Below are 26,982 nucleotides of genomic sequence, written 5' to 3'. Positions count from 1 at the left end.
ACGAATTTCTGCAGGTTGCCGCCTGAAAGCGAGCGTGCTTCCGGATCGTCATGCGACATGCGCACATCGAAGTTCCGCTTGATGCGTTTTTCCATCTCGCTTGCCCGGCCGGTGGACACAAATCCGCCGCTGGCCAGCTTGTCGCCGGTAGCGTGCCGGGTCAGAACGATGTTCTGGGAAAGCTTTAGTCCGGGAACGGACCCGTGACCAAGCCTTTCTTCGGGAACGAACGCGGCGTTTTGCCTGCGACGCCAGGTGATGCTCTTCGCGCCACAGGACTTGCCGTCAATCTGGACCATGTCCGGCGCAACCAGCATTTCTCCCGAGATGGCATCGAACAGCTCGCCCTGCCCATTGCCGGCAACACCGGCGATGGCAACGACCTCGCCGGCCCTGAGGTCCAGCGAAATGCTGTTGAGAGAGGTTGCAAAGGGCGTTGCGGCCGCGGCGGACAGTTTGTGCAATCCGAGCCGAACATTTCCAAGTTCGGGTTTTTGGGCGCCCGCGCTTACCGCGGCGACGTCCGCGCCAACCATCATGCTGGCGAGTGAGGCCGGTGTTTCCCTGGTCGGGTCGCATTCGCGCACCACCTGGCCATGCCGGAGGATGGTGGCGTGGTGGCAGATCCGTTTCACCTCTTCAAGTCGATGGCTGATATAGAGGACCGCGCAGCCCTCGTTTGCCAGGCGTTGCAGGGTCAGGAACAGCTGGTCGGCTTCCTGCGGCGTCAGCACCGAGGTCGGTTCGTCCATGATTATGAGCTGAGGTTCCTGCAGCAGGCAGCGGACGATTTCGATCCGTTGGCGGATGCCTACGGGAAGATCGGCGACGATGTCGGACGGATTGAGCGGCAGGCCGTAATCCCGGGATACCGATTCAATTCGTTTGGCAAGATCGTTCATGTTGCCGGGGTTCGGAAGAGCCAAGGCTATGTTCTCGACGACAGTCAGCGCTTCGAAAAGCGAAAAATGCTGGAACACCATGCCGACGCCGAGTTCCCTGGCCGCGGCAGGATTGTCGATTTCCACCCTTTGTCCACGCCAGTGGATCTCGCCGCCATCCGGTTCAAGCGATCCGTAGAACATTTTCACGAGAGTCGATTTGCCGGCGCCGTTTTCACCCAGAAGTGCATGGATTTCGCCCTTCTTAAGGACGAGATCGACCCGGTCGTTGGCGAGAATGTCGCCAAAACGTTTGGTCAGCCCCCTTGCGTCCAGCAATGTGTCCTTTCCGGATCTGTCCTGCTGAATCATGTTGTTGTCTGTCTCTGAAAGGTTTGTGTTTTCCACGCCTTCCCCCAAGCGTCTGCCGCTTTATTGACCATGCGGTATAATTTGTGCAAGCCCCCCGCCTGCAGCGGCCTGTTGATGACTGGTCTCGTCCCTTTCCAGAAGATCGGCGGCAACACCGGCAGCAATGGCTGCCGGATATTTTGATTTTATCGCCGAAATCCCTACAGGACAGACCATGTTTGCGATCAGTCTCTCGTTCAGTCCTCTTGCTTTCAGTCGTTTGCGGAATCTCGCCCGTTTGGTTTTTGACCCGATGACGCCACAGTAGGCAAAGCGCTGCTGTAGCAAGGCGCGTGCCATGATGTCTTCGTCAAGCGCGTGGGAATGTGTCATGGCCAGGACGAAGGTTCCGTCCGGGGCCGTGTCCAGTACGCTTGCCGGGTCGGATACGCACACCTTGCGGACGTTCGCGGGCACAGCACCCGGAAATTGATCCGCGCGGTTGTCGATCCATGTTACGTCGAACGGCAAAGGTGCCAGCGCCAGAACCAGCGCCTTGCCGACATGTCCCGCTCCGAACAGATAGAGCGGACGATATGAACTGCCGAATTGTTCGATGAGCCAACGCTCGCCGGTTGCCGGGTCGGTTGTCATGTTCCAGTTGTCGTGCGGGCCTCCTTCCAGAACGTGTCGTTGCAATGGAACATTGTCCAAAACCCGCGCCCGAGTGGTGAAGGAGCGACCTTCTGCTTCAAGTTCCGCCAGAGTTTCTGCCATTTCCAGAGAGGCATTGGTCAACACCTCCACTGCGAGTTCCGCCCGGCCACCGCAACATTGGCCCAGGTCGGGCCCAAGCAACACGGTTTGCCGGAAAAAAGCCGGGTTTCCCTTATTGGCGGCCTTGACTGCCTTGCGGATTGCCTCGAATTCAAGCGTGCCGCCACCAATCGTGCCAAAAAAGCTGCCATCCGGCAGAACCACCAGGCGGGCGCCGGTCTCGCGCGGCGTGGATCCTTCGGCGCCGGCAATGGTGACCAGCGCGCAGGTCTTGCCCCGCTTCAGGCTATCAGCAATGTGCCTCCAGACAGCCATTAAGCCGGTGTCCTCCTCCGCATCGCCTGGACGGCGCGCATGATGGATTCCGGCGTGGCCGGTGCGTTGAGGTTCGGCACGACACCCGGATTGAGACTGGCGATTGCGTCGTTGATGGCGCAGAAAACCGCGTTCGCCAACATCAGCGGCGGTTCACCGACGGCCTTGGATCTGTAGACGGTTGCCTGCGGATTTCCACTCCCCTCATAGAGGTCCACCCTGAAGTCTTCGGGGACATCCGAGGCGGTCGGGATCTTGTAGGTCGACGGTGCGTGGGTCCTGAGGCGGCCGGACTCATCCCAAACCAGTTCCTCCGTCGTCAGCCAGCCCATGCCCTGAACGAAGGCACCTTCGATCTGACCGATGTCGATGGCCGGATTGAGCGAGTGGCCGACGTCGTGAAGGATGTCGACCCTGTCGACGGTCATTTCGCCGGTCATGGTGTCGACCGTCACTTCTGCGCAGGCGCCGCCAAAGGCGAAATAGAAGAATGGCCGGCCAGTGACACTTTCCCGATCCCAGGTGATGCCCGGTGTCGAATAGAAACCGGCGTGAGACAGCTGGATCCGGCCCATATGGGCCTGTTTGGCAATATCCGCCAGCGTAAAACTCTGGTCGCCGACAAGAACCTTGTTATCGCCAAAATGGATCGCATCGGGCTTGCATTGATGCTGCTCGCATATGAAGGCAATCAGGCGGCTCTTGATTTCCTGCGCGGCGGTTTTGGCGGCCATCGCATTGAGGTCCGTTCCGGAGGACGCAGCCGTCGGCGCCGTGTTCGGAACCTTAGACGTGTTTGTCGCGGTGATGACGACCTTGTTCATGGTAACGCCGAGTTCTTCGGCAACGACCTGGGCAACCTTCTGATAGAGCCCCTGCCCCATTTCCGTGCCGCCATGGTTCAAGTGCACCGAGCCATCCGTGTAAAGATGAACGAGAGCTCCGGCCTGATTCAGATGCTTCAGTGTGAAGGAGATGCCGAATTTGACGGGCGTCAACGCCAGCCCCTTCTTCAGGACCGCGTTGGACGCGTTGAAGGCAGCAACGTCTTCCCGCCGTGTCCGGTAGTCCGAGCTCTCCTCCAGTTTGTCGATGAGGTCATGCATGACCTCGAATTCCTCGACCGGCATGCCATAGGGCGTCATGTTGCGTTCGCCGTCGTAGAAATTCAGCTTGCGGATGTCCAGCGGATCCTTGCCAAGCGTGATGGCTATGGCGTCGATCATCCGTTCCGCGGCGAGCATGCCCTGTGGCCCGCCGAACCCCCGGAAAGCAGTGTTAGAGCAGGTGTCTGTGCGCAGGCGGCGTGAACGGATCAGGGCATCGGGGTAGAAGTAACTGGAGTCAGCGTGAAACAGCGTGCGGTCGTTGACCCCGAGTGACAGGTCGGCCGAGTACCCGCAGCGCGCCAGAAAGGCCATGTCGACAGCGCGGATCTTGCCGGTCCCATCATGACCAACCTTCCACTCGACTTTAAAATCATGCCGCTTTCCGGTCATGATCATGTCGTCGTCCCGGTCGAGGCGCATCTTGCAGGTCCTGCCGGTCTTCATTGCCGCCAGCGCCGCCAGGGCCGCCCATTGGTTGGCCTGGGATTCCTTGCCGCCGAAGCCGCCCCCCATGCGGCGGACCTCTGCCGTGATAGACGCATCCGGCACGCCGAGAACCTTGGCAACCGTGTGCTGAACCTCTGTCGGATGCTGCGTCGAGGTGTGGACCAGCATGCCGCCGTCTTCCTGCGGCTCCGCCATGGCGATCTGGCCTTCAAGATAGAAGTGTTCCTGGCCGCCTATGAACATGGTGCCGGAAAGGATCTCTTCGGAGGCCGGCATGCCGGTTTCTGGTGACCCGCGCCGGAACTGGTAGTCCGGCAGCACTGTCGTGTCAGCATCCACGGCATCGTCCGGCGTCAGGATCGGTGTGATGGGAGCCACCTCGATCTTTGCCAGAGCGGTGGCCTTGCGCGCCTGGTCGCGTGTTTCGGCTACGACGGCAAAGATCACTTGCCCGTAAAACAGAACCTCGTCCTCAGCCAGAACGGGATCGCCGCCAAAAGCCGATGAACAGTCGTTGATGCCGGGAATGTCCCTTGCGGTCAGAACCGTGACCACCCCCGGTGCCGAGCGAACGTCTGCCAGGTCGACGGATTGTATTCTGCCGCGCACGGCCTGTCTTGCCCAGCCTGGGGCAACGTGCAGTGTTCCGACCGGTTCAACCCGATCGTCGATATAGGTTGCAGTGCCCGACACATGTTTGATGGCACTGTCATGCGGCAGACCCTTGCGAACGTGTTTCAGGGGCGCTTCGGCGGGAGTGCGATCAAGCGGCGTGGTCATGATGTGCCTCCCGTCTTGCCAGGACACGAAGGTCTTCCGGTGCCGTTCCGCTGACTTCCATCAGTGCCTTTGCCAGAAGGGCTCTCGCTGTTTCCATCCGGTACTCCGCGCTTGCGCGCATGTCGGTCAAAGGTGTGAAGTCGGACAAGAGCGCCTGCATGGCCGCTCCCCAGGTGGCCGGATCGTCCAGCAACGCCCCGGACAGGGCGGCCTCTGCTCCTTTTGCTCGTTTTGGCGTTGCCGCCATGCCGCCATAGGCGATGCGGGCCGCAAGAACCGTTCCCTCCTCAATGGTAAAACGGAAAGCAGCCATGACAGAGGAAATGTCCTGGTCGAAACGTTTGGAAATCTTGTAGCAGCGGAAGGCGTGATTGGCGGAAAGGCGCGGAACGAAAAGCCCGGTGACAAACTCGCCCGGTTGCCTGTCCTGTTTGCCGTAGTCGATGAAGAAGTCTTCTATCGGCAGAGCCCTGGAGCCATCGGCAGACTGAAGTTCCAGCGTTGCGCCAAGCGCGATCAGGGCGGGTGGAGAATCGCCGATCGGCGATCCGTTGGCGACGTTACCGCCAACCGTCCCGGAGGCTCGTACCTGTTTCGAGCCGATGCGTTTCCAGAGTTCCCCGAGGTCGGAGGCAATGTCCGTCATTGCTTCCTCTGTCGCCTCGAACGTTGCGCTTGCGCCGATGAGCACACCTGAAGGACTGACCTCCACCCGATCCAAACCCTCGATACGTCCGAGCCAGATCATTTTCGGCAGGTCCCGCATTTGCTTGGTGATCCAGAGGCCAACATCGGTTGCGCCCGCAACCAGGGTTGCATCCGGATGCTGGCCATAGAGAGCCGCCAGGCCATCCAGCGTTGCGGGTGAAGAAAAGAAACGATTGCTGTCGCCGATGAATACGTCCCGGCTGTCCGCCAGAACCTGAAGTTTTTCCTTGGTTTCGTTCGCTCGCCACGAGAAAGCGTCGTCCGCCGCATCAAAGCAGGCTTCGAGTGCCGCATCGACGATTGGCCGGTAGCCCGTGCAACGGCAAAGGTTTCCTGCCAGCCATTCAGTCACGGTCTTGCGGGACTTCGAGGCACCTTCTGCATGGTAAAGCGTGAAAAGGCTCATGATGAAGCCCGGTGTGCAAAAACCGCATTGGGAGCCATGAAGCTCAACCATCGCCTTTTGCACCGGGTGCAGCCGCCCGTCCTGAAACAGGTCCTCAACGGTCACCAGTTCCGCGCCGTCGACCATGCCGAGCAATTGTATGCAGGCGTTGATGGGCTGATAGGTGAGCTTGCCGTCGATCAGGCGGCCGAGGGCGACAGTACAGGCGCCACAGTCCCCTTCCCCACAGCCTTCCTTGGTGCCGGTTTCCCGGCGGCGCAGGCGCAGGTAGTCGAGAAGGGTTTCCGTCGGCCCGACATCCTCCAGTTCAACGACCTTGCCGCCTTTCAGGAATTGAATTGTATCCCGCATCCCTTATCCCCCCCGGGTGGCCGGACGGTTTTTGCGGACGTCGTGAGACCAGAAGTTTACCGACAGCTCCCTGACGGGCTCCTTTGCGGCAGTGTCCGGAACTTGCGTTGTCAAACACCCCATCAGTTTTCTCCCTCCCGCGACCGAAAGTCGCAAAACCGTTAAAAAATGTGCCTTAAAAATTCACGGAACCAAAGTGCTCATTTGAGAGCTTGGTGTTGCCTAAATGGCATCATCGGCCGGCAGTTGCTCCGTCAAGGCGCTCACAGCATGGTCGAAAAACATGCCAGGCGCCAGAGCAAGAGCACGTAACGATGAGGTTACCACACAAAACCGGTCGGCCTGAAGTGGCAAGTCCGTCAAAGGCTTAAATACGAGAACGCCTGAAGCCAGATCGTCTTCGCAACCAATTTGTGTCTGAAAGCCGATTACCCCTTCTTCTTTTGCGAGCGCCCGCATCAAACGAAGTGAATTGGCCTCGACGTAGGTTCGCGACACGCCGGAAATTCTGCTGCGGACCACATCGATACGGGTTCTGAGCGACAGCCCCTTGGCAGGCAAGGCAACGGGAAACTTCAGACAATCCTGCAAACTGAGAGATTTTATATCTGCCAGCGGATGATCCGGGGTCATCAGGGCGCCAATGACGAGGTCCCGGTGAAAGGCAATGGTCAGGGAGGAGGTCTCCGGCGGATCGAATGTGAAGCCGACATCGGCCTCGGCTGACTCCACCTTCTTTGCGGCCTCCTGCGAAGACAGGATCGAGACGTTGACGTGAATGCCCGGATAGCTCTTCCGGAAACTGCTGATGAGAGCAGGAAGGAGGCTGTCCGCAACGCTCTCGACCGTGGCGATGGAAACCGTGCCACGGCGGAGCCCTTTCAGGGCATCGAGTTCGGCAACGGTCCCTTCAAAATCCGAATAGGTGCGGCGGATGTGTGCCAAAAGCAACTCTCCGGCCTGGGACAGTCTGAGACGCCGCCCGACCCGGTCGAAAAGCTGCATTCCGAGCGCTTCTTCCAGCCAGAGGATCTGCCGGTTGACGGCCGAGGAAGCCACATTGAGTTCACGGGAGGCCGCCCGGATCGATCCGGCTTCGGCCGCCGCCAGGAAATAGCGCATGGCCGGGCTATAGAGATTTCTCGACAGATCCTTTGCCCGGCCCGATCGCATGGCGTTGCCTAAGCCTCCGGGGTTGTCAGGGGATCAACACCGTCGTGCCGGTTGTCTTGCGGCTTTCAAGATCAACATGAGCCTGAACCGCATTAGCAAGGCGGTATTCCTGATTGACTTCGATCTTGACGATGCCTTTTGTCACAACATCGAAGAGTTCAGCCGCCGTCGCTTCGAGGTCTTCACGGCTGGCGATGTAGTTGAAAAGGGTGGGACGGGTCGCAAACAGGGATCCCTTCTGAGCCAACAGCGCCAGATTGAAATCGGTTATCGGGCCGGACGACTGGCCGAAGCTGACCCACAGTCCTCGCGGTTTCAGGCAGTCGAGAGATCCGGGATAGGTGTCTTTGCCGACGGAATCATAGACAACATCGCAACCCTTGCCGCCTGTGATCTCCTTGACCCGTTCGACAAAATTCTCCGTCCGGTAGTTGATCATGTGCTGGTAGCCGTGGGCCTTGGCGAGTTCGATCTTTTCTTCAGATCCAGCTGTCCCGATCACGGTGGCACCCAGATGAGCCGCCCATTGACCCGCGATGAGACCGACGCCGCCGGCCGCCGCATGGAAAAGCAATGTGGTCTGCGGTCCGACGCTGAAGGTCTGGCGCAATAGATATTGCGCGGTCATGCCCTTGAGCATCATGCCTGCCGCAGTCTTGTCGTCGATCCCGTCGGGAAGCACCACCAGCCGGTCGGCGGGAACGAGGCGTTCCTGTGAGTAGGCGCCGAGCGGACCGACATAGGCGACCCGATCGCCAGGTTTCAGATGTGTCACACCTTCACCAACGGTCTGGACAATGCCTGCGCCCTCGTTGCCGGGGCTGAAGGGGGTGCCGCTGGGGGCCGGATAAAGCCCCGAGCGAAAATATGTGTCGATGAAGTTCAGACCGACGGCTGTCTGCCGGATACGAACCTCACCCGGTCCGGGGTCTCCAACCTCTGTCTGTTCCCAACGCATGACGTCCGGAGCGCCGGTTTCGTGAACGACGATTGCTTGAACCATTTATTCCTCCGCGGGGCTTCGGCGATTGCGTTTGGCAAGAACATTAATGATTTCAACACCGGCCGAAAAGGCCATCGCAAAATAGATGTAGCCGCGCGGAATGTGGAACCCGAGTCCGTCCGCGATCAGGGCGACGCCGATCAGAAGCAAAAAGGACAAGGCCAGCATCTTGGTGGTCGGATGGGACTTGATGAAGGCGGCAACAGGCCCGGAGGCGACATACATGACGATCATCGCAATTACCACGGCGGCGACCATTACTTCGATATGCTCGGCCATGCCGATGGCCGTGATGATGGAATCGACAGAGAACACCAGATCGATCACGAGGATCTGGGCGATGACGGAGGCAAAGCCTTTTTTCAGGTCACCTTCGCTCTGATCCTCTTCGTCTCCTTCGATTCCCTTATGAATTTCGTGGGTTGCCTTGAAGAGCAGGAATAGTCCCCCTGCGATCAGGATCGCGTCGCGCCAGGAAAAATCCTGTCCGGCCACTGTCAGGATGGGGGCCGTGAGGCCGACGAGCCAGGACAGCACAGCCAGAAGCGCGATGCGGAATAGCAGAGCCAGGGCAAGACCGATCTGTCTGGCCCGGTGGGCGGTGGCTGCAGGCAGACGGGCAACGATGACCGAGATGAAGACAATATTGTCGATCCCGAGCACAATCTCCATGACGGTCAGCGTCACGAGACTTGCCCAGATCTGCGGGTCCGTTACCCAGGCCAGCATGGCAACCTCAAATTTGGCGGAGCTGAAAGAGACTTAGTCGACCCGGTCGAGCAACTGCTGAACCGCGGAGACAGAGAACAGATAAATGCTAGCCGCCGTGAACAGCAGTGCGGCCGGAGCGTTCAGCGCCATACCGTCGAGAATGGCAAGGCCTGCCAATCCCATCCAGAGAAGCGTCACAGGCAGCGTAACGATCCGCCAGCGGCGGACGCGAACGGGATGAACAAAGCGAATGGGTGCAAATGTCAGGGCGCAGCACAAAAGTACCGCAATAATCGTGACACTTTCCGAAGGCGACAGGACCATCAGGCCGAAAATCACCATGTTCCAGCCGGCCGGGAAGCCCTTGAAGGACCCGTCGGGGGTCTTCATGCCGTTGTCGGCGAAATAAAGTGCGCCGGTGAAAACGACCAGTCCGCCGCAGATCCAGTTCCACGGCTGCGAAAGCATGAGGCTCCAGGACAGCGCGAACGCAGGCAGGAAGACGTAGGTCGCATAGTCGATGACAAAGTCGAGCGAGGCACCGGACCATCGCGGCAGGCGTTCTGCAATGTTGAACTTTCTGGCGAGCGGGCCATCGATCCCGTCGACAAAAAAGGCCAGGCCAAGCCAGGCAAACATCTCAGCCCAATTCTCCTGAGCACCGGCAAGAAGGGCAATGAGAGCGATAGGAGCTCCGGATGCTGTCAGGATATGGATCAGAAATAGAGCAGGCTCCGGCGCCTCTTTGCCTGGTGTAATGTCTGTCACGGGGCTTCCTCACTCACAGATCTGGCGCGCTTGCATGTCGCGACTGCGCCTGAGGTTGGTGATGCGACACTACTTTCCAGTGCTCGCGCAGGCGCTCTGGCAATCCTTTATTTCAATCGTATGACAGAGTGAACCGAAAAAACACCCCCGGGCGCAATTCTGCAGATTATGTCAGGTCGCAATGCCCGGCAAAATGAGTGAAATTGCCAGTGCCCCGCCCCAGACGATCAGCACCATGCCGATCACTGCCGGCAAGACGCGGCTCGGGAAGGTTTTCTCAACGGCCATGATGCCGCCGAGTAACGCGATCCAGAGAATGTTCATCAGTCCGACCGCGAACATGACGGTCATGACGGCCCAACAGCAGCCGAGGCAGATGCGGCCCTGTACAAGCCCTTCCCGATATCCGGCAAGAGCGCCTGAACTCTCTCCGGGTTCCGCAAACTGGAATTTAGGATACCAGCACCGCTGCAGACAGGCTCGTTTTGCAGGCAGGAACTGGTAGAGACCCGCCGCCAACAGGACCGATGTCGTCAGCGCAAGGCTTGCAGGTGCCATCATGTCGTTCAGGCCGCCTGCCAGGGTGAGCAGCCATTGTGCAAAGGTGGCAAGCGCCGCATAGCCGAACCAAACCGTCAGGTATCCGAGCGCTGCCATCAGAACCGGAGCGCCAGACCGGATGGCGGATTTTCCCCGGGCCTTGGATTGCGCCGCAAATGCTCTCAGCATGGGAAGGGCCGTCGGCAACATCATCGCCAGCGCCATCATGGCCCACATGAGGAAGATCTTGGCAAGATCAACGAGACTGAGGGCTGCAGCCGGCATTCCAAAGGTGGAACCGGTCGGGAGGCAAAGGACGGCCAATGCTGCGCGTGCGTCCTCGGGTAGACCGTGAAACAGGTTGAATCTGTTGAAGACAACCATGCCCGGACCAGCCTGGCTCATATCCATGACCGGAACCATGTCGGCAACCATGGCAACCAGATAGGTCCAGCCGAAAAGGCAGAGGACAGCGACCGTTACGAGCACCAGCGGCCAGCCACGGCCTGGTTCAGGCGCACGCTCAGCATTTCCCGGCGAGGCCGTCTTTGCGTTCATGTGCGAAACAGTCAATCCGCCGTTCCCTCCATTCGTCCCAAGTCATCCCAAATCATCGCGAAATCATATAAACCCGTTCATCCTCGCCTGATTTGATATTGCTCATTGGCGGCAAAATACTCAAATAAGATGCACAGGTCGACGTTGCCGGGCTGCGTGGTTTCGTCCCGTTGCGATCCCGTCGTGAATAGCCGATCAATAGCCACGGAAATTGCAGAGCCTTTCAGAACATGACGAAGACAAAACACAAGAACCTGTTTGATGTTGCAATCGTTGGCGGTGGCCCTTCCGGGCGGATTGCCGCTCTGATGATTGCGCAGAAGGGATTGTCGACGGCACTGATCGCTCCTCCTTCCGGCAAGAGCGATGGCAGGACGACGGCGCTCTGGCAGAAATCCATAGCCCTGCTGCAGGACATCGGAGTTTGGCCGGAACTTGCCCCAAGTTCCGCTTCACTCAAGAAGATGCGCATGATTGATGACACTGGTCGTTTGATCCGTGCGCCCGAGGTTGTCTTCGACAGTGCCGAACTCGATTTGGAAGAGTTTGGTTTCAATATCTTGAACAGGGAACTTAATTACGTACTTGAGGAAAAATGTGCCAAGCAGGATCGTTTGACGGTATTCGCGGACAGCGTGGACACCGCTTCCTTTTCCGTTGAACTAGCCCACTTGCGCACATCAGGAGGGGATGAAATCCAGACCCGGCTAGTGGTGGCCGCTGACGGCCGCAATTCCCTTCTGCGCCAGACGGCAGGGATCGAGGTCAAACGCTGGTCCTATCCGCAAGAAGCTGTTGTTCTCAATCTGGAGCATCCTCTGCCGCATCAAGGCGTCTCGACCGAGTTCCACACGCCAACAGGCCCGTTCACGCTTGTGCCCCTCCCCGGCCGGCAGTCTTCACTGGTCTGTGTGGAAAGTGCGGAAGGCGCCAAAAAGCTGCGGGACCTGTCAGCAGCAGAATTGGAGCTGGAACTGGAACGCCGGTCCCATTCGATTCTCGGCAAGTTCAAGCTTGCCTCCGAGGTGCAGAGTTTTCCGTTGTCCGGGCTTTCGGCCGAAAGGCTTGTCGATCAGAGATTGGCCTTGATCGGCGAGGCCGCGCATGTCTTCCCTCCCATAGGAGCACAGGGGTTGAACCTTTCTCTTCGTGACATTGCCGATCTCACGGAGATCCTCGCAGGTGCTCACCGAAGACATCAGGATGTCGGCAGTCCCGCCGTCCTGGACGTTTATGAGAAGAGGCGCCTGAAAGACATCCGCACGAGGACCAACGCAGTCGACGCGCTCAACAGGTCTTTGTTGACCGGCTTTCTTCCCGTTCAGCTTGCGCGGGGGGCGGGAATGTATCTGGCCGGAAAGGTCGGACCTTTGCGCCGGCTTCTCATGCGGGAAGGCCTGGAGCCGGGCAGCGGCTTCCTGCTTCACAGGTAGATCGCAATCCTAGGAAACGGCAGGATTTTTCTTGCCTTTTGCGCTGTGATAGGTCAGCGCCATGGTGATCATCTGACGCAATTCCGGTTCGGGAAGCGGCTCCGCAGCCCGAAGATGAACGCTGCGATTTCCGCCGAAGGTCAGATGTGGAAACAGCGCCCGCCATTCCGAGACCAGGGACGACTGGCAACTGACGAATAGGGCGACATCCCCCAGGCCGCTCCGGTCTCGGTCTATTCGGATTGTCGTTCCCGTTTTAGCTCTTTGCGTCAGGTAGCTGGGCTGCCCCCATTTCAAGGTTTCCTGCAACTCGCCGATGTTTTCGTTTTCCCTGGCTGTTTCGAAGATGAGCTTCCTCAGCCGGTACAGTGCCTTTTGTGTCGGCGCGGGATAGTCCGAAAAAAGAGCTGAAACCTCGGTAGGTCCGGTCATGTCGATGCCTTGGCCTTTGAAGCGCGCGCGACGAGCGCGTGCCGGTGTATACCGCTTAGCCGATTTCCAGAAAACCGCTGGTCAGGGCCCAGATGAACGTGGTGACGGTAACAATCGACACGGCCGTTCCGATGAGAACGAAGCTGGAGGCTCGCTGCACGTAGATGCCGTACTGCTGGGCGATGACAAAAACATTGGTCGCAGGCGGCAGGCAGGACATGAGGACTGCGGTCGCGACCCAGCTCGGATCGAATCCTCCCAGCCAGCTCAGCAGAAGAAAGATCAGGATCGGATGCACCACCAGCTTGACGGACAGCACGAGCGGCAACTCGACCGGGATGCGCCCGATCGGGCGAAGGGCAATGCTGACCCCCATGGCAAACAGGGCACAAGGTGCGGCCGCGCTGCTGAGGTAGCGAAGCAATGTATCGATGGCTTGTGGCGGGCGGAATTCGAGCGCTGCCGCCAGTACGCCCGCAATCGTTGCCAGGATGAACGGATGCGTGAAGATCTTGATGCCGATCTGCTTGAGGGTTCCAGCGATTGACTCGTTTTCCGAACCGGCGAGCGCCATCAGCAAGGGTGCGAGGATGAACATCAGGGCATTGTCGAACGCGAGGATCAGCGCGGTCGGCACGGTAGCCTGCTCCCCCAGGACAGCAAGGGTCAGGCCCGGCCCCATGTACCCGACATTGGAATAAGCACCCGCGATGCCGAGAATGGTCGATTCCCCGATATTGCCGCCCGTTGCCATGACGCCTATGCAAAAGGAAATCGCAAAGACGATATAGGTCGTAAACGTCGTGGCGCTGACGAAGGATATATTCGCGAGCTCTTCGAACGGAGTTTCGGAAAGCAGCCGGAAAAACAGCGCGGGAAGCGCCAGATAGACCACGAAGAAGCTCATCCAGCTCAAACCGGATTCAGGCAGGTTCTTGAGCTTTCCGGCCACAAACCCCAGAAGGATCAGTCCGAAAAACGGCAAGGCCAATGTAATGACTTCCAACATGCGACTTCCAGGGTTTCAGGCAGGACTTTCAAATTGATGCGCGGTCTTGGATCCGAAGGCGCTTGCATCTTCTGCCGCGCTTGGATAAGCACGCGTGACTCCCGGGCCAGCTCAATGATCCGCATTCCAATCAGGTCTGAAGCCGCATCGCAAGTGCAGTTTTGTCCGGTCCGGACGGGAGAATGCCATTTCCCTGGAAAGTGGCACCAAACACGAGAGCAACTGTTCTGAATGTCACGTAAGAAAAGACAGCAGAAGTCTCCACGGCTGTTGGCTGCCCAGAATTGGCTCGAAGGGATTGTCCTCAATGCGGCGATCTGGCTGTTTCGTCTGATACCTGTGGATGTTGCCTCCGCTTTCATGGGCTTTTGCTGGCGTAAACTGGCTCCCCTCAATGCGCGGCACAAGCGGGCTCACAGGCACCTGCAAAGAATTTTCCCGGAGTTGGGAGACGAGGAGCGCGAGAAAATCGTTCTCGGCATGTGGGAAAACCTTGGCCGTGTTGCGGCTGAAACATTCCACATCGACCGCTTGCTGAAACAGACCTACCGTTTTGAAGCCGATGCCGACGAGGTGACCGAAGAGGTGCTAAATGGCGGCAAGGCTTGCCTGTTTGTTTCGATGCACAGCGCGAACTGGGAACTTTGCGTTCAACCTGCTGTCACCAGGGGGCTCGACATCACCGGGGTTTACCAGGCTCTCCGCAATCCGGAAGCCGACAAGGCTCTCAGAGCGTTGCGCAAGGATCTGTACCGGGGAGGCCTGCTGTCGAAAAGTCATCAGACCGCCCGCAAGATCCTTTCCACACTGAAGAACGGCGGCGTTGTCGCCATGATGGGTGACCTTAGGGAAAGTCGCGGCATTCAAGTCCCCTTTTTCGGCCAGTTGGCCTATGCCAATCCGGTGCCGGCTTCCCTCGCCCGCTCCTGTGACGTTCCCATCGTTCTCGGGCGGGTTATCCGCAAGAACGGCGTTCAGTTCCGTGTGGAAGGCCGTGCGATCACCGTGCCTCGTACGGATGACCGTCAGGCCGACATCGAGTCGGCGACAGCCCAGATACATGCCGTTTTCGAAGGCTGGATCCGGGAGCATCCCGAACAGTGGATGTGGATCCACAAAAAGTGGGCGCCGCCGGGCAAGAATGCCGCCGAGAAACATGCGCGCAAGGCATCCGTTTCCAGATTGGACAATCCGTAGAAGTCTTCTTTCCTTTCACCTTTCGGGGGATGGTTGCAGCGCAGCATTAGCGCTATAGCTAGACTCAAAGAGGTGGAGGACAGCAGTTACATGAAGACCCCTAACGCATTCTACAAGCCACTCGCCATCGGTGCGCCTGTTCCCAACCGTGAACAGCCGGTGGCCCTGGAACGCATGATCCATTTCGTTCCGCCGCATATTGAAAAAATGCGGGCTAAAGTGCCGGACCTGATCCGGAAGGTGGATGTGGTGCTCGGCAACCTTGAAGACGCCATCCCGGCCGATGCCAAAACGGACGCCCGGCGCGGATTTATCCAAATGGCGCAGGAGAACGAGTTCGGCGCGACCGGCCTGTGGACCCGGGTCAACTGCCTCAACAGTCCGTGGTTCCTGGACGATCTTCTGGAGATCGTTCCCGCCGTCGGCGACAAGCTGGATGTCGTCATGCTGCCGAAGGTCGAAGGTCCCTGGGACATTCACTACCTCGCCCAGTTGCTGGCACAGCTGGAGGCCAAATCGGGACTTGCCAAGCCGATCATGATCCATGCGATCCTGGAAACGGCGGAAGGCGTCAAGAACGTCGAGGAAATTGCGGCTTCCAGCCCGCGCATGCACGGCATGAGCCTAGGTCCTGCCGATCTTGCCGCCTCAAGAGGGATGAAAACGACCCGTGTCGGTGGCGGACACCCGGATTATGCCGTTTTGTCGGACGCCTCTGAAACGGGCGGACGTACGGCGTATCAGCAGGACCTCTGGCACTATACGGTCGGCAAGATGGTCGACGCCTGCCTCTCTTACGGTTTGAAACCCTTTTACGGTCCGTTCGGTGATTTTTCCGACACCGCTGCCTGCGAAAGCCAGTTCCGGAATGCCTTCCTCATGGGGTGCCTTGGGGCGTGGTCGCTGCATCCGACGCAGATAGACATCGCCAAGCGCGTGTTTTCTCCCGATCCGGACGAAGTCGCTTTTGCCAAGAAGATCCTGGAAGCAATGCCCGACGGGACCGGCGCCGTGATGATCGACGGCAAGATGCAGGACGATGCGACCTGGAAGCAGGCCAAGGTCATCGTCGACCTGGCAAGGCTCGTGGCTACGAAAGACGCTGAGCTTGCCGCGCTCTACGGTCTTTAGGAATTCGCAAGGCCCGTGCTGTAGGGTTTAATGTTACAATACTTGCAAGCAGGCTGCCGACGCGGTATCCCCGCATTGCATGCAGTATCGGACGAGTAACCATGCGTACGGCAAAATTCAGAATTGGCCAGGTTGTCCGGCATCGGATCTACCCTTTCCGGGGCGTGATATTCGATGTCGACCCGACCTTCAGCAACACCGAAGAATGGTGGAACGCAATTCCCGAGGAAGTGCGTCCGCTGCGCGATCAGCCGTTCTATCATCTCCTCGCGGAAAATGAGGAAACTGAATATGTCGCCTATGTCAGCGAGCAGAACCTTGAGCCTGACATGACCGGAGAGCCGGTTCGCCATCCGCAGGTGGATGAGATTTTCGAGGAACAGACAGACGGCTCCTACGTACCGCGCAGCGTCGAAATACACTGACTGGCCGCGCGCCGTTCACCCGTTCAAAAAAATAAAGGCCGGAACGATCGTTCCGGCCTTTTTACTTTTTCGCTTTTGAACCTTACTGGCTCTTGTTCTGAGCGTCGATCAGCTTCTGACGAGCTTCGTCAGCCCGCTTCTGCAATTCGCTCTTCAATTCTTCCTGGCGCTTCTGCAACTCGGCAATGTCCATCGGTTCACCGTCGTAGACCTTGGTGAAGCCGATCAGGGTCATCTTGAAAACGATTTCCTTGGCCTGCTGGTTGAACGGTACAACAAGCATTTCGCCGCCCTGCTTCATCGCGTTGATGAAGGTGTCGTCAATCGCAAGTTCGGCGTAGCAGGCATTGGGAGCGCAGATGCGGTATTTGGCCTGGACCGGTTTGCTGTCATCGATGCGGATGCCCACGCCCGGCTGGATCAACACGCCGGTCGGCACTGCGACAATCAATTTCTTGCGCGCTTCGCCTTCGATTTCCTGAATCGCAATGTTGCTCAGGAACTGGCCGGTATTGGTGCGCAGCTCAATCGAAATGAAGCAGATTTCCTTCTTTGTTTCCGGATTGGTGTTACACGCCTTCGTCCAAGGGCTCTTTTCTTCCTGGGCGATTGCGGGAGCACCAGCAAAAGAAGACAGCGCCACGAACGCGCCCACAGCACATCCGAACAATCCTCTTTTCAAAACTCTCTTCATCGAAACGTCCTCAATCGTGCGTGTGCGAAACTTTCGCGTTGTTCTGATGCATTCCGGAACCAACCGCAAGGCCCGTCAGAACTTTCGAACCGTGAAATGTTGGTAACGCACTTAATTTGGGCAAGAGGGTGACCGATTTGCAACGGAGCGCGTTTCGGCAATTGAAAACTGAATATCTCTGTGTTTCTGACTTGCCGCAGGCGCACCCTTACGATCCCTGTGATACGCTAAACGGCGAGAATCAACAGTGTGTTGGGCATTGGTTATGCGTTTTTTCAAAATTTCCGATTTGTTTTTTCACGGCAGCAGAATGATCTGTGCTGCCGCGGCGGCCTCATTTATTCTTTCGGCGTCTGGCGTGTCCTCAACAGCCCTCGCAGAGGACGAAGTTGAGTGGACCCACGCCATATCGATGCACGGCACCCCGGCGCTCGAGCCCGATCAACCGTTTCCCTATGCCAATCCCGACGCCCCGAAAGGCGGAACGATTACACTCGGCGTTCAAGGTACATTCGACAGTTTGAATTCGTTTATCGTTCAGGGGGGCTGGACGTCCGCTCGCGGTATGCGCGAACGCGAATTTGGCAACAATATCCTGGAAAGCCTGATGGTCAGGTCCTATGCCGAACCGTTTTCGCTTTATGGGTTGCTTGCACAGCGCGTGCGTATGCCGGACAGCCGGGAATGGATTGAATTCGAACTCAACCCGGACGCCCGGTTTTCCGACGGCTCTCCGGTAACAGTTGATGATGTCATTTTTTCCCTCGAAGTCATCCGGGACAAGGGCCGGCCGCCCTATCGGAACTGGTATGCGGCTATCAAGGAAAAGGTGGTGACAGCGCCAAACCGGTTGAAACTGGTTTTCGAGAACGGTGAAAACCGGGAGCTGCCGCTGCTCATCTCGCTCGCACCGATTTTCTCCAAGAAACACACCGACGCTGAAAACTTCGACAAGTCCACACTGACGCCGCCTGTCGGATCGGGTCCCTATACATTCAAGACCATAGAGCCGGGTCGGCTGGTCGTTTACGAGAAGAACCCGGACTATTGGGCCAGGGATCTTCCGGTCAAGGCCGGATTCGACAATTTCGACGAAATTCGTATCGAATACTTCCGGGACGAAACGACCTTGCAGGAAGCCTTCAAGAAAGGGTTGATCAACACCCTGCAATTCAGGGACCCGGCCAGATGGGCAACCGGCCTTGACTTTCCGGCCGTTCAGAACGGCGACGTGGTCAAGATGGAAATCCCGCTCGGCATTCCCGCCGCCATGCAAGGTATTGCCTTCAACACCCGCCGGGACCAGTTTTCCGACAGAAACGTGCGCAAGGCTTTGCGCATGCTGTTCGACTTCGAATGGGTAAACCGGAACCTCTACTACGGCCTCTATACGCGGACAGCCGGCTATTGGGATAACTCGGAACTATCGTCCATCGGCCGGCCTGCCAGTGACAGGGAGCGGGAATACCTGGCCCCCTTCCCGGATGCTGTCGATCCCGATGTGATGGATGGAAGCTGGCGTCCGACCAATGCCGACGGGTCCGGCCGGGACCGCAAGGTATTGCGTACCGCGCTCGATGAGTTTGCGAAGGCCGGTTACAGCCTTAAGGACAGGAAGCTCGTGCATGGGGCAAGCGGGAAGCCGCTGTCCTTCGAGATCCTGGCCAAGAACGAGGACGAGGAAAAGCTGGCCCTTGCCTATATCCGCACGCTCGAACTTCTTGGCATCGAGGCCTCCGTGAGAAGCGTCGATCCTTCCCAGTTCGAGGATCGCCGGACCAAGCGCGATTTCGATATGGTGTTCAACACCTGGTATGCTTCATTGTCGCCGGGCGCCGAGCAATATGGCCGCTGGTCGACCAAGGCTGCGGACACCGAAGGTTCGTTCAACTTTGTCGGCGCGAAAGAGCCGGCCATTGATGCCTTGATCGACAAGATCGTCGGAGCCCGCAGCCGTGAAGAATTCGTCGACGCCGTGCGGGCATTCGACCGTGTGCTCATTTCAGGAGCCTTCGCCGTGCCGCTCTATCACGTTGCGGACGACTGGGTCGCACGCTGGCAGCAGGTGGTGCCGACCAAGCAGTTTCCCCTTTACGGGCATGAATACGACACCTGGTGGGCTGCATCGGCCCAATAATCGGACCTATGGACGTAGGAAAAGATGAAAGTCACGAAAGAAGATCTTTCCAAGGAGTATCATGATAGCGGGGCCTGGTCCGACGTGCCGCTTGACGAACTTCTGCGCAGAACGGCAAGCGAACATCCCGACCGGCTGGCCTTGGTGGATGCGCCGGACAGGGAAACCTGGACCGGCGGCGTCCCTCGAAAGCTGACTTACGCGGAAGCGGACAAGGAAATCGACAGGCTGGCGGCTTTCTACAAGACGGTCGGCCTCACCGCGGACCATGTCATTGGCGTGCAGGCTCCCAATACGGTCGACACGGTGATTGCGATCCTGGCCGCTTTGCGGGCCGACCTCATCGTGTCTCCTCTGCCCCTGCACTGGCGTCAGAAGAATGTTCTGGAAGCGTTGAATTCGATCGGCGCCAAAGGTTTCATCGCTGCCGACAGGGTTGAAACCCGCGACGTCGGCAGCGCCGCGCGTGATGTCGCCGCGGATCTTTTCTCCCTGCGGTTCGTGTTCGGACTTGGCAAAGATATTCCCGACGGTCTTATCGAACTGGGGCCGATGCTGAAGGAGATGGGAGACGAATTCGAATTTGTCCCCGGAGACCGGCCGGATCCCGCCGACCACACGGCGACGATCTGCTGGAGCCGCAGTGGTGAAGAAAACCTGCCGGTTACCCGTTGCCACAACCATTGGCTGGCCGCCGCGCAAATGGTCGTGCACGAGGCGCACATCAAGGAGGCGAGCTCAATTCTGGTCCCCTACTCCTTGAGCGGGTTGACCGGACTGGGCGGTGGTCTAGTGCCCTGGCTTCAAACCGGAAGCACGCTGCATCTGCATCATCCCACGTCGCTCGCCAATCTTGCCGCACATGCAAATGAAGTCGGCGCGGATGTGGTGATGACACCGGGGCCGCTCGCTCAGTCGCTCGACAGGCAGCTGTCCGACACCAAGACGACCATCCTGGCGGCCTGGAACATCTCCGCGCCGCATCCTGCCACGTTTGTTGCGCGGCGGCGGCTCGTCGATCTTCATGTTGCGGATGAATTCGCGCTTGTCGCCAACGCGCGAGGGCCCTCGGCCAAGATGAAGGCGACCGCGCTGGGAAAGTATAGCGGGCCGAACGGGTGCGAAAGCGGGCCAGCCCTTCTGGAAATCGAAGTGACCGGAGATATTGACGAACAAACCCCTTCCCTCCTGGTAAAGGGGCCAATGGTGCCGGAAATAGGATGGCACACGGTCAACGGCGAACAGCGTCGCGTCCGTTGGGAAGGAACGGGTTTCCTGAATACCAACATCAAGGTCGAAATGACGGACGGTGGTATCATGGGGTTCGGCATTCCGGGGCTCTATGCTCTCGGAACCGGCAATCTGGAAACCGTTGACCTCGTCTATTCAAAACATGAAGGTATCAGGGAAGCTGCCGCCTTTATCGTTGAGGACCCGGTCCTTGGAGCGCGAATGTATGCCGCACTTGTTCCGGAGCCGGGGCATGTTCCCGATGCAGGTGCCTTCTTTGCCTATCTGGATGCCGAGGGCGTAGACCTTGCCAAGATCCCCCATCGCGTGCTGATCTTGCAGTCTCTGCCACGAAATGCGGATGGGACAATATTCCGTGAACGACTGACGATGCGGACACAGCGGGTACCTGCCGCCGTAGCTTAGGTAGGAATGAGGAATGGATCTGGAAACTTCGCTGTCCTGGCGCGGACCTTACTGGTATGCGGGGCGCCGCCCGCAGCGAAGCAGTAGTGGTGACAGTCCGGAGGACCTTGATGTCGCCCTTCTGAAGATGTTCGAACGGGGCAGCCGCCTGCCGACGGCGCTACCTGCGGCAATTGTTGTGGATGTCGACTGCCTGAAGGATACCCGGTACGAAAGTTTCTTCGACTGGCTGCTGCCTCAGATCGGCGAGCTGGCCTGTGAAGTTCCCTTCTACGTCCTTACGGGAAGCGAAGATTCTTTACCCGAGGGACTTCAGGCGACTGCCATCATCGACCGGGTGGTTCCCGACGACATACTCCTGATGCTGATCTGCATTCATCAACGCGCCTTGTTGCGGTCGGAGGAAGCGCAGTTACGCCGGCGTATTTTTGGCCGTATACCAGGCTTTGGTTCGGCTCCGCATCACTCCGGGACCAGCAGTCTTCTGGTTGTCGGCCTGAGCGGCCGTTTTTTGGAGTGGCAGGACGCCATCGACCAGAAATTCGAAGTCGTTGGTGCCTTCGACGGCAATATGGCCGTCGAATTCATGTCTCAACGTGCTTTCGATGCGGTTGTCATCGATGCTCCGTTTTTCGACGCCATCGATTATATGCAGCAAATCCGCAGGGATGCCCGGTTCGCGGGGTTGCCTGTCCTGGCAGTCTGTGAAAGCGAAGAAGATCCGGTCAGCCTTTTCCGGAATGGCGCCTCGGACGTTCTGGCAGGTGAACACCGCAAGGAGACCTTGTCCAGCCGCCTGACGTGCGCAATACGTTTCGGAAAGCGCCGCAGATTGACGGACAGAATCCTGGCGGAAAGTCATCTGTGGCTGCAGCAGCGGATCAACGACGGTGGCCTGGATATCGAACATTACTCCAACTATCTTGAATCCTGCAGCAATGCGCTTGCCCTTCGCGGCCTGGACCTTTGGGAGATGCGGCTCGAGCCGGAGAATTTCGGATTTTCCGTGACGACCGTGGAGGACCTGAACGATCTCAACGCCACACTCCTTTCGATCGCGGATGCGACAAGCCGGGACGAGGATTTCGTGTGTCTGATCAAGGGTATCGGACCAGTAGCGGTTTTGAAGAACGAAGCGGGCATACCCCGCTTGCAAAAGCGCATCAATGCGATCCTCAGTCACACAGTTTTGTAACCCTTGAACCCTGCCTTTTCCTTGCCATCAAGACCGGTTTGGATGGAGACTTCAGATTATGCGAAGCCTTCTTTTTGAACAGGAATTGACATGACAGAAACAGCCCCGATGACCGTCGATATCGTCTCCGATGTGATGTGTCCGTGGTGTTTCATCGGCAAGCGGCGGTTGGAAGCCGCGCTCCGCCAGGTGCCCCAAATTGACGTTCTGATACGTTGGCATCCGTTTCAGCTTGATGCCACCCTGCCAATGACGGGCAAGGACCGGCAGCAATATCTCAACGATAAATTCGGAGGGCCGGACCAGGCCCGAAGCGTCTATGACCAGATCAGGGCGGCGGGATTGCAGGAAGGCATCAAGTTCGCGTTTGATGCCATCAGGCTTTCGCCGAACACGCTCGACTGCCACAGGCTGATCCTGTGGTCACAGGCCGACGGATTGCAGAACGAAGTCGTTGAACGTCTGTTCCAGGCCTATTTTCTGAACGGCGAGGACCTGACGAAAACGGAGACACTGGTCAGGATCTCGCGGGAGGCAGGCATGCAGGCGGATCTGGTCGAGGCGTTGCTTGCCACCGACACGGATCTCGACAAGGTAGAGGCGCAGATCGAAAGCGCCCAGAGTTCCGGCATCACCGGCGTGCCTTGTTTCATCATCGACAACCGGTTTGTTCTGGCGGGGGCCGAAAAGCCAGAGACCATCGCGGCCGCGCTGCTTCACGCGGAAGAAACCAGGAGCAATCCCGAGGTGGTTGCTGTCAATTGACCGAATACGCCTGCTGAAATGAAAAGCCCCGCGCGCAGCGGGGCTTTTTTTGTTTCGTTCCTGGGGTGGGATCAGCCCCTCAGAATGGAGCGGCCGGCATAAGTGGCCTGCAGACCCAGTTCCTCTTCGATCCGGATCAGTTGGTTGTACTTGGCCAACCGGTCAGAGCGGGCAAGCGAGCCGGTCTTGATCTGACCGCAGTTGGTGGCAACCGCAAGATCCGCGATTGTGGAATCTTCCGTTTCGCCCGACCGGTGGGACATGACAGCCGTGTAGGCGGCCTTGTGCGCAGTTTCGACGGCGTCGAGGGTTTCGGACAGGGTGCCGATCTGGTTGACCTTGATCAGGATGGAATTGGCAACACCAAGGTCGATGCCCTTGCGCAGACGTTCGGAATTGGTCACGAACAGGTCGTCACCGACCAGCTGACACTTGTTGCCGACAAGCTCGGTGGTTGCTTTCCAACCGTCCCAGTCGTCTTCCGCAAGGCCGTCCTCGATGGAGATGATCGGGTAGCGGGAAACCAGGTCGTCCAGGTATTTGGCCATTTCTTCCGGCGCCAGGGTCTTGCCTTCGCCTTCAAGAACATATTTGCCGTCCTTGAAGAATTCGGTCGACGCGGCATCCAACGCCAGGAAGATATCTTCACCCGGCTTGTACCCGGCGGTTTCGATCGCCTTCATCACGAAGCCGATGGCTGCGTCTGTCGATTCAAGGTTCGGCGCAAAACCGCCTTCGTCGCCGACGTTGGTGTTGTGACCGGCTGCGTTCAGCGCCTTTTTCAGCGTATGAAATACTTCAGAGCCCATGCGTACCGCGTCGGAAATCGACTCGGCGCCGACCGGCATGATCATGAATTCCTGGAAGTCGATCGGGTTGTCTGCATGCGCGCCACCATTGATGATGTTCATCATCGGAACCGGCAGCGTGCGGGCGGACGTGCCGCCGACATAACGGTAGAGCGGCAGGCCGGAGGCCTGGGCTGCGGCACGTGCGACCGCAAGGGACGCGCCCAGAATGGCATTGGCGCCGAGACGCGCCTTGTTGGGAGTTCCGTCGAGGTCGATCATGGCCTGATCGATCTGCAGCTGGTCTTCCGCGTCGAGACCGCCGATGGTCTCAAAGATTTCGCCATTGACGGCATCGACGGCCTTCTGAACGCCCTTGCCCATGTAACGATCGCCGCCATCGCGCAGTTCGACGGCTTCATGCGCGCCCGTGGACGCACCGGACGGAACGGCCGCACGGCCGAAGGAGCCATCTTCCAGGAATACGTCGACTTCAACGGTCGGATTACCACGGCTGTCGAAAATCTGACGGCCGACGACATCGATAATGGCGGTCATGGAAAGAACTCCTTCGTCGCATGAACCTGAACTGACAGGGGCCGGACAATCGTCCGGACCATTGGAAGAGCCGGGAGGTGGCTCGATTGCAGGAGCGTATGCTCCACAAAAGAAAGCCGCACTTTCGCGCGGCTTCTAGACTATTTGGCTGCAGCAGCCGGCGATTTCACGACCTCGTCGAGAGCCTTGAGCTGTTTCAGAAGGCCTTCCAGGTCCTTGAAGGGAACCATGTTAGGGCCATCGGAGGGGGCTGCGTCAGGATCGGGGTGGGTTTCGATGAAGAGACCGGCAACGCCGACGGCAACGGCTGCGCGAGCCAGGACCGGAACCATGGTGCGGTCGCCTCCGGTCGAGGCGCCCTGCCCTCCGGGCTGCTGAACAGAATGAGTTGCATCAAAAACGACCGGTGCACCGGTCTGGGCCATGATCGGAAGGGAACGCATGTCACTGACAAGGGTGTTGTAGCCGAAGCTTGCGCCGCGTTCGGTCAGCAGGACATTCGGATTGCCGGAATCCGTCACTTTGCGAAGGACGTTCTTCATGTCCCAGGGAGCAAGAAACTGCCCTTTCTTGATGTTGACGGCCTTTCCGGTTTTTGCGGCGGCCACCAACAAGTCTGTCTGGCGGCAAAGGAAAGCCGGGATCTGGAGAAGATCAACGACCTCGCCAACCGGTGCACATTGCTCCGGCGCGTGAACGTCCGTCACGACAGGCATGCCGAAGGTCTCCTTGATCTCGGCGAAAATCGGCAAGGCCTCAGCCATGCCAAGGCCGCGACCACCTGCCAGGGAAGTCCGATTTGCCTTGTCGAAAGACGTCTTGAAGACAGTCGCGATGCCGAGTCGCTCCGTCACGTCCTTGATGAAAGCCGCGCATTCCAACGCATGCTCCCGGCTTTCAAGGGCACAAGGACCAGCAATGAGGCTGAAGGCCGCATTGTTGTTGAAGGTTACATTCCCAACGGAAACAGTGCGGTTTGCTTCGGTCATCTCTCACCAGTCAATTGAGCGGCCATCTGCTTCCGATGCCAGGCTCCGGCAACAGGTGGGTCTCTTCAGGAAAATTTGCGTGTTCCATAGCGTTCTTTTGGTCTGCCCGCAATATCAGGCAGGCACATGGCAGCTCGGAATTAAATCGATTAAATACTCAACCTGTCCGGATGGAGCGTGCTATGTACCGGGTTGCGGATGATTTGTGCCGGCAATTCGGGCTACTGGTGCTGACGATAGCTGTCGGCTTCCAGGTAAGGACTTGAAGTTTTCGAAAAGGAGCTTTAGGCCTTCTGCCGCCGCTTTGATAACCACGTCTTTATTATCTTGGTCCGTTATCGAGGGCCAGAGAATTCGTTTTCAGAACAGAACGGACACTGGAACGCCCACATGAACAAACCTATCAGAAAAGCCGTGTTGCCAGTTGCAGGTCTTGGAACCCGTTTCCTGCCGGCTACGAAGGCAGTTCCGAAGGAAATGCTGACCATCGTGGACAGGCCGATCATTCAGTATGTTGTCGATGAGGCCCGGGCCGCCGGCATTGAGCACATTGTCTTCGTAACCGGCCGGAACAAGCAGGTTATCGAGGACCATTTCGACATGGCCTACGAGCTGGAGGATACGCTCAGGGCCAGAAACAAGGTGGCCGCGCTCGAACTTCTGGAGAAACATCGGCCGCAGCCAGGTTCAACCAGTTTCACACGCCAGCAGGCTCCTCTCGGCCTCGGGCATGCGATCTGGTGCGCCCGCGACATTATCGGCAACGATCCTTTTGCAATCCTGCTGCCGGACATGATCATCAAATCCAAGGTGAGTTGCCTGAAGCAGATGGTCGATCTCTACGAGAATGTAGGCGGCAACATCATTGCCGTGGAAGAGGTCCCGGAAGACGAAACCCACAATTACGGAATTGTGGAGATCGAGGAAGAGATCAACGAGACTGCCGCCCGGATTTCCAACATGGTCGAGAAGCCTGCCCCGGGAACCGCACCGTCCAACCTGATGATTACCGGGCGCTATATTCTGCAGCCTGAAATCTTCGATCTGCTCGGCAAGCACAACAAGGGGGCCGGCGACGAGATACAGCTGACCGACAGCATGCTTGCCCTGATGAAGGATCAGTCTTTCGCTTCTCTCAAGTTCGAGGGCCAAAGTTATGATTGCGGCAGCAAGCTCGGCTTCCTCAGCGCAAATATCGCTTTTGGCATGGACGATCCGAAGCTTGCGCAACAGCTCGTCCCCTTCATGGAAGATGTGATCAAGCAACCACTGGCTGCCGAATAACAGCTGGTGAGTTCGCGCAAGGCTTGAAATCAGGCCGAAGAACCGATTAGGAGTGGGCCGGTCCGATCACAAGGGGCCGGCCCTTCCCTTTCCAGGAATACCCATGTCCGCAGATATCCCTCAATTGAAACTCGCCGTGCTCGGTCTCGGTTATGTCGGTCTGCCGGTGGCAGCCGCATTTGCAGCCAGGGGCTTCGATGTCGTCGGCTTCGACATCAGCGAGCGGCGCCTTGCGGAGTTGAACGAAGGAACGGACAGCACAGCCTCGGTCGTCCGTGAGGACCTTTTGCACCCGTCCTTGCGCTTTAGCGGCGACGAAAAGGCCTTGCGCGACCGCGACGTCCTCATTGTTGCGGTTCCGACACCCGTCGATCAGGCCAAGCGCCCGGACCTGACCCCTTTCGAGAGTGC

Annotated in this window: 24 protein-coding genes; 10 read left to right on the top strand and 14 right to left on the bottom strand. The window is 58.2% G+C overall.

Features of this window, described 5'->3' with window-relative positions:
• The 9 genes from ACQY7U_RS02170 to ACQY7U_RS02130 form a co-directional block, all read right to left on the bottom strand.
• Positions 1–1,253 (bottom strand): ABC transporter ATP-binding protein (locus ACQY7U_RS02170; protein WP_428641506.1); only part of this gene is annotated, 1,253 nt, incomplete at its 3' end.
• Positions 1,254–1,313: 60 nt separating this feature from the next.
• Positions 1,314–2,324, bottom strand: a complete 1,011-nt coding sequence (gene xdhC, locus ACQY7U_RS02165; RefSeq protein WP_428641504.1) for a xanthine dehydrogenase accessory protein XdhC — start codon at positions 2,322–2,324, stop codon at positions 1,314–1,316.
• On the bottom strand, positions 2,324–4,660 hold the full coding sequence (gene xdhB, locus ACQY7U_RS02160; protein WP_428641502.1) for a xanthine dehydrogenase molybdopterin binding subunit: 2,337 nt from the start codon (positions 4,658–4,660) through the stop codon (positions 2,324–2,326). Before xdhB ends, xdhC begins: the two co-directional genes overlap by 1 nt.
• Complete coding sequence (gene xdhA, locus ACQY7U_RS02155) at positions 4,644–6,125, bottom strand: xanthine dehydrogenase small subunit (RefSeq protein ID WP_428641500.1); 1,482 nt, start codon at positions 6,123–6,125, stop codon at positions 4,644–4,646. The genes xdhB and xdhA overlap by 17 nt, the downstream gene beginning before the upstream one ends.
• Positions 6,126–6,347: 222 nt before the next feature.
• A complete protein-coding gene (locus ACQY7U_RS02150; protein WP_428641498.1) occupies positions 6,348–7,298 on the bottom strand; it encodes a LysR family transcriptional regulator in 951 nt (316 codons plus the stop codon).
• A 25-nt stretch (positions 7,299–7,323) separates the two neighbouring features.
• Entirely contained in the window at positions 7,324–8,301 is a 978-nt protein-coding gene (locus ACQY7U_RS02145) for a quinone oxidoreductase family protein (RefSeq protein WP_428641496.1), read from the bottom strand.
• Positions 8,302–9,030, bottom strand: a complete 729-nt coding sequence (locus ACQY7U_RS02140; RefSeq protein ID WP_428641494.1) for a TerC family protein — start codon at positions 9,028–9,030, stop codon at positions 8,302–8,304.
• 33 nt (positions 9,031–9,063) lie between these two features.
• Positions 9,064–9,780, bottom strand: a complete 717-nt coding sequence (locus ACQY7U_RS02135; protein ID WP_428641493.1) for a CDP-alcohol phosphatidyltransferase family protein — start codon at positions 9,778–9,780, stop codon at positions 9,064–9,066.
• A 171-nt stretch (positions 9,781–9,951) separates the two neighbouring features.
• Entirely contained in the window at positions 9,952–10,893 is a 942-nt protein-coding gene (locus tag ACQY7U_RS02130) for a DUF2182 domain-containing protein (protein WP_428641491.1), read from the bottom strand.
• Positions 10,894–11,108: 215 nt separating this feature from the next.
• Between ACQY7U_RS02130 and ACQY7U_RS02125 the strand changes: the two genes are divergently transcribed.
• Positions 11,109–12,311 (top strand): UbiH/UbiF family hydroxylase, encoded by a 1,203-nt coding sequence (locus ACQY7U_RS02125; RefSeq protein WP_428641489.1) that lies wholly within the window; start codon positions 11,109–11,111, stop codon positions 12,309–12,311.
• A gap of 9 nt (positions 12,312–12,320) precedes the next feature.
• Here the strand turns inward: ACQY7U_RS02125 and ACQY7U_RS02120 are convergent, their stop codons facing one another.
• Complete coding sequence (locus ACQY7U_RS02120) at positions 12,321–12,743, bottom strand: DUF1801 domain-containing protein (protein ID WP_428641487.1); 423 nt, start codon at positions 12,741–12,743, stop codon at positions 12,321–12,323.
• A gap of 55 nt (positions 12,744–12,798) precedes the next feature.
• Positions 12,799–13,752 carry an AEC family transporter gene (locus tag ACQY7U_RS02115; RefSeq protein WP_428641485.1) on the bottom strand — a complete coding sequence of 318 codons (954 nt, stop codon included), beginning with the start codon at positions 13,750–13,752 and terminating at the stop codon, positions 12,799–12,801.
• A gap of 231 nt (positions 13,753–13,983) precedes the next feature.
• On the opposite strand from ACQY7U_RS02115, the gene ACQY7U_RS02110 reads away from it, so the two are divergent.
• The 3 genes from ACQY7U_RS02110 to hspQ all read left to right on the top strand — a co-directional run bounded on the left by ACQY7U_RS02110 (position 13,984) and on the right by hspQ (position 16,505).
• Positions 13,984–14,949 carry a lysophospholipid acyltransferase family protein gene (locus tag ACQY7U_RS02110; protein WP_428641483.1) on the top strand — a complete coding sequence of 322 codons (966 nt, stop codon included), beginning with the start codon at positions 13,984–13,986 and terminating at the stop codon, positions 14,947–14,949.
• A 90-nt stretch (positions 14,950–15,039) separates the two neighbouring features.
• Complete coding sequence (locus ACQY7U_RS02105) at positions 15,040–16,080, top strand: HpcH/HpaI aldolase/citrate lyase family protein (protein WP_428641482.1); 1,041 nt, start codon at positions 15,040–15,042, stop codon at positions 16,078–16,080.
• Positions 16,081–16,181: 101 nt separating this feature from the next.
• The gene (hspQ, locus tag ACQY7U_RS02100; protein ID WP_428641481.1) at positions 16,182–16,505 is read left to right on the top strand and encodes a heat shock protein HspQ; all 324 of its coding nucleotides are present in this window, start codon (positions 16,182–16,184) and stop codon (positions 16,503–16,505) included.
• Positions 16,506–16,587: 82 nt separating this feature from the next.
• Here hspQ and ACQY7U_RS02095 read toward each other — a convergent pair whose 3' ends face one another.
• Positions 16,588–17,148, bottom strand: coding sequence for an invasion associated locus B family protein (locus tag ACQY7U_RS02095; protein ID WP_428641479.1), 561 nt, complete (start codon positions 17,146–17,148; stop codon positions 16,588–16,590).
• Positions 17,149–17,509: 361 nt separating this feature from the next.
• Between ACQY7U_RS02095 and ACQY7U_RS02090 the strand changes: the two genes are divergently transcribed.
• From ACQY7U_RS02090 to ACQY7U_RS02075, 4 genes are all read left to right on the top strand, one after another.
• Positions 17,510–19,336: an extracellular solute-binding protein gene (locus tag ACQY7U_RS02090; RefSeq protein ID WP_428641477.1), complete on the top strand. Its 1,827-nt coding sequence runs from the start codon at positions 17,510–17,512 to the stop codon at positions 19,334–19,336.
• A gap of 24 nt (positions 19,337–19,360) precedes the next feature.
• Positions 19,361–20,992, top strand: coding sequence for an AMP-binding protein (locus ACQY7U_RS02085; protein WP_428641475.1), 1,632 nt, complete (start codon positions 19,361–19,363; stop codon positions 20,990–20,992).
• A 13-nt stretch (positions 20,993–21,005) separates the two neighbouring features.
• Positions 21,006–22,187 (top strand): hypothetical protein, encoded by a 1,182-nt coding sequence (locus tag ACQY7U_RS02080; protein WP_428641473.1) that lies wholly within the window; start codon positions 21,006–21,008, stop codon positions 22,185–22,187.
• 90 nt (positions 22,188–22,277) lie between these two features.
• Positions 22,278–22,952, top strand: a complete 675-nt coding sequence (locus ACQY7U_RS02075) for a DsbA family oxidoreductase (RefSeq protein WP_428641472.1) — start codon at positions 22,278–22,280, stop codon at positions 22,950–22,952.
• A gap of 71 nt (positions 22,953–23,023) precedes the next feature.
• Here the strand turns inward: ACQY7U_RS02075 and eno are convergent, their stop codons facing one another.
• Both eno and kdsA read right to left on the bottom strand, forming a co-directional pair.
• The gene (eno, locus tag ACQY7U_RS02070) at positions 23,024–24,298 is read right to left on the bottom strand and encodes a phosphopyruvate hydratase (RefSeq protein WP_428641470.1); all 1,275 of its coding nucleotides are present in this window, start codon (positions 24,296–24,298) and stop codon (positions 23,024–23,026) included.
• Between the two features lie 140 nt (positions 24,299–24,438).
• A complete protein-coding gene (gene kdsA / locus ACQY7U_RS02065) occupies positions 24,439–25,287 on the bottom strand; it encodes a 3-deoxy-8-phosphooctulonate synthase (protein ID WP_428641468.1) in 849 nt (282 codons plus the stop codon).
• A 390-nt stretch (positions 25,288–25,677) separates the two neighbouring features.
• Here kdsA and galU point away from each other — a divergent pair, with 390 nt between their 5' ends.
• Together galU and ACQY7U_RS02055 are read left to right on the top strand one after the other, a co-directional pair.
• Complete coding sequence (gene galU, locus ACQY7U_RS02060; RefSeq protein ID WP_428641466.1) at positions 25,678–26,571, top strand: UTP--glucose-1-phosphate uridylyltransferase GalU; 894 nt, start codon at positions 25,678–25,680, stop codon at positions 26,569–26,571.
• A gap of 103 nt (positions 26,572–26,674) precedes the next feature.
• The coding region (locus ACQY7U_RS02055; protein WP_428641464.1) for a 3-hydroxyacyl-CoA dehydrogenase NAD-binding domain-containing protein at positions 26,675–26,982 on the top strand (308 nt) is incomplete at its 3' end.

This window comes from Roseibium sp., assembly GCF_050301095.1.
In the GTDB taxonomy this organism is placed as follows: domain Bacteria; phylum Pseudomonadota; class Alphaproteobacteria; order Rhizobiales; family Stappiaceae; genus Roseibium.
Note: the sequence above shows the minus strand (reverse complement) of the source record. Positions and strands in the feature narration are given on the sequence as shown.

Bases quoted from the DNA above. Each gene is read 5' to 3' on its own strand.
- ACQY7U_RS02150 (WP_428641498.1), bottom strand. From the start codon at position 7,298: ATGCGATCGGGCCGGGCAAAGGATCTGTCGAGAAATCTCTATAGCCCG.
- ACQY7U_RS02075 (WP_428641472.1), top strand. From the start codon at position 22,278: ATGACAGAAACAGCCCCGATGACCGTCGATATCGTCTCCGATGTGATG.
- ACQY7U_RS02140 (WP_428641494.1), bottom strand. From the start codon at position 9,030: ATGCTGGCCTGGGTAACGGACCCGCAGATCTGGGCAAGTCTCGTGACG.
- ACQY7U_RS02090 (WP_428641477.1), top strand. From the start codon at position 17,510: ATGATCTGTGCTGCCGCGGCGGCCTCATTTATTCTTTCGGCGTCTGGC.
- ACQY7U_RS02080 (WP_428641473.1), top strand. From the start codon at position 21,006: ATGGATCTGGAAACTTCGCTGTCCTGGCGCGGACCTTACTGGTATGCG.
- eno (WP_428641470.1), bottom strand. From the start codon at position 24,298: ATGACCGCCATTATCGATGTCGTCGGCCGTCAGATTTTCGACAGCCGT.
- kdsA (WP_428641468.1), bottom strand. From the start codon at position 25,287: ATGACCGAAGCAAACCGCACTGTTTCCGTTGGGAATGTAACCTTCAAC.
- hspQ (WP_428641481.1), top strand. From the start codon at position 16,182: ATGCGTACGGCAAAATTCAGAATTGGCCAGGTTGTCCGGCATCGGATC.
- ACQY7U_RS02125 (WP_428641489.1), top strand. From the start codon at position 11,109: ATGACGAAGACAAAACACAAGAACCTGTTTGATGTTGCAATCGTTGGC.
- ACQY7U_RS02120 (WP_428641487.1), bottom strand. From the start codon at position 12,743: ATGACCGGACCTACCGAGGTTTCAGCTCTTTTTTCGGACTATCCCGCG.
- xdhB (WP_428641502.1), bottom strand. From the start codon at position 4,660: ATGACCACGCCGCTTGATCGCACTCCCGCCGAAGCGCCCCTGAAACAC.
- ACQY7U_RS02110 (WP_428641483.1), top strand. From the start codon at position 13,984: ATGTCACGTAAGAAAAGACAGCAGAAGTCTCCACGGCTGTTGGCTGCC.
- ACQY7U_RS02115 (WP_428641485.1), bottom strand. From the start codon at position 13,752: ATGTTGGAAGTCATTACATTGGCCTTGCCGTTTTTCGGACTGATCCTT.
- xdhC (WP_428641504.1), bottom strand. From the start codon at position 2,324: ATGGCTGTCTGGAGGCACATTGCTGATAGCCTGAAGCGGGGCAAGACC.
- galU (WP_428641466.1), top strand. From the start codon at position 25,678: ATGAACAAACCTATCAGAAAAGCCGTGTTGCCAGTTGCAGGTCTTGGA.
- ACQY7U_RS02105 (WP_428641482.1), top strand. From the start codon at position 15,040: ATGAAGACCCCTAACGCATTCTACAAGCCACTCGCCATCGGTGCGCCT.
- ACQY7U_RS02145 (WP_428641496.1), bottom strand. From the start codon at position 8,301: ATGGTTCAAGCAATCGTCGTTCACGAAACCGGCGCTCCGGACGTCATG.
- ACQY7U_RS02085 (WP_428641475.1), top strand. From the start codon at position 19,361: ATGAAAGTCACGAAAGAAGATCTTTCCAAGGAGTATCATGATAGCGGG.
- xdhA (WP_428641500.1), bottom strand. From the start codon at position 6,125: ATGCGGGATACAATTCAATTCCTGAAAGGCGGCAAGGTCGTTGAACTG.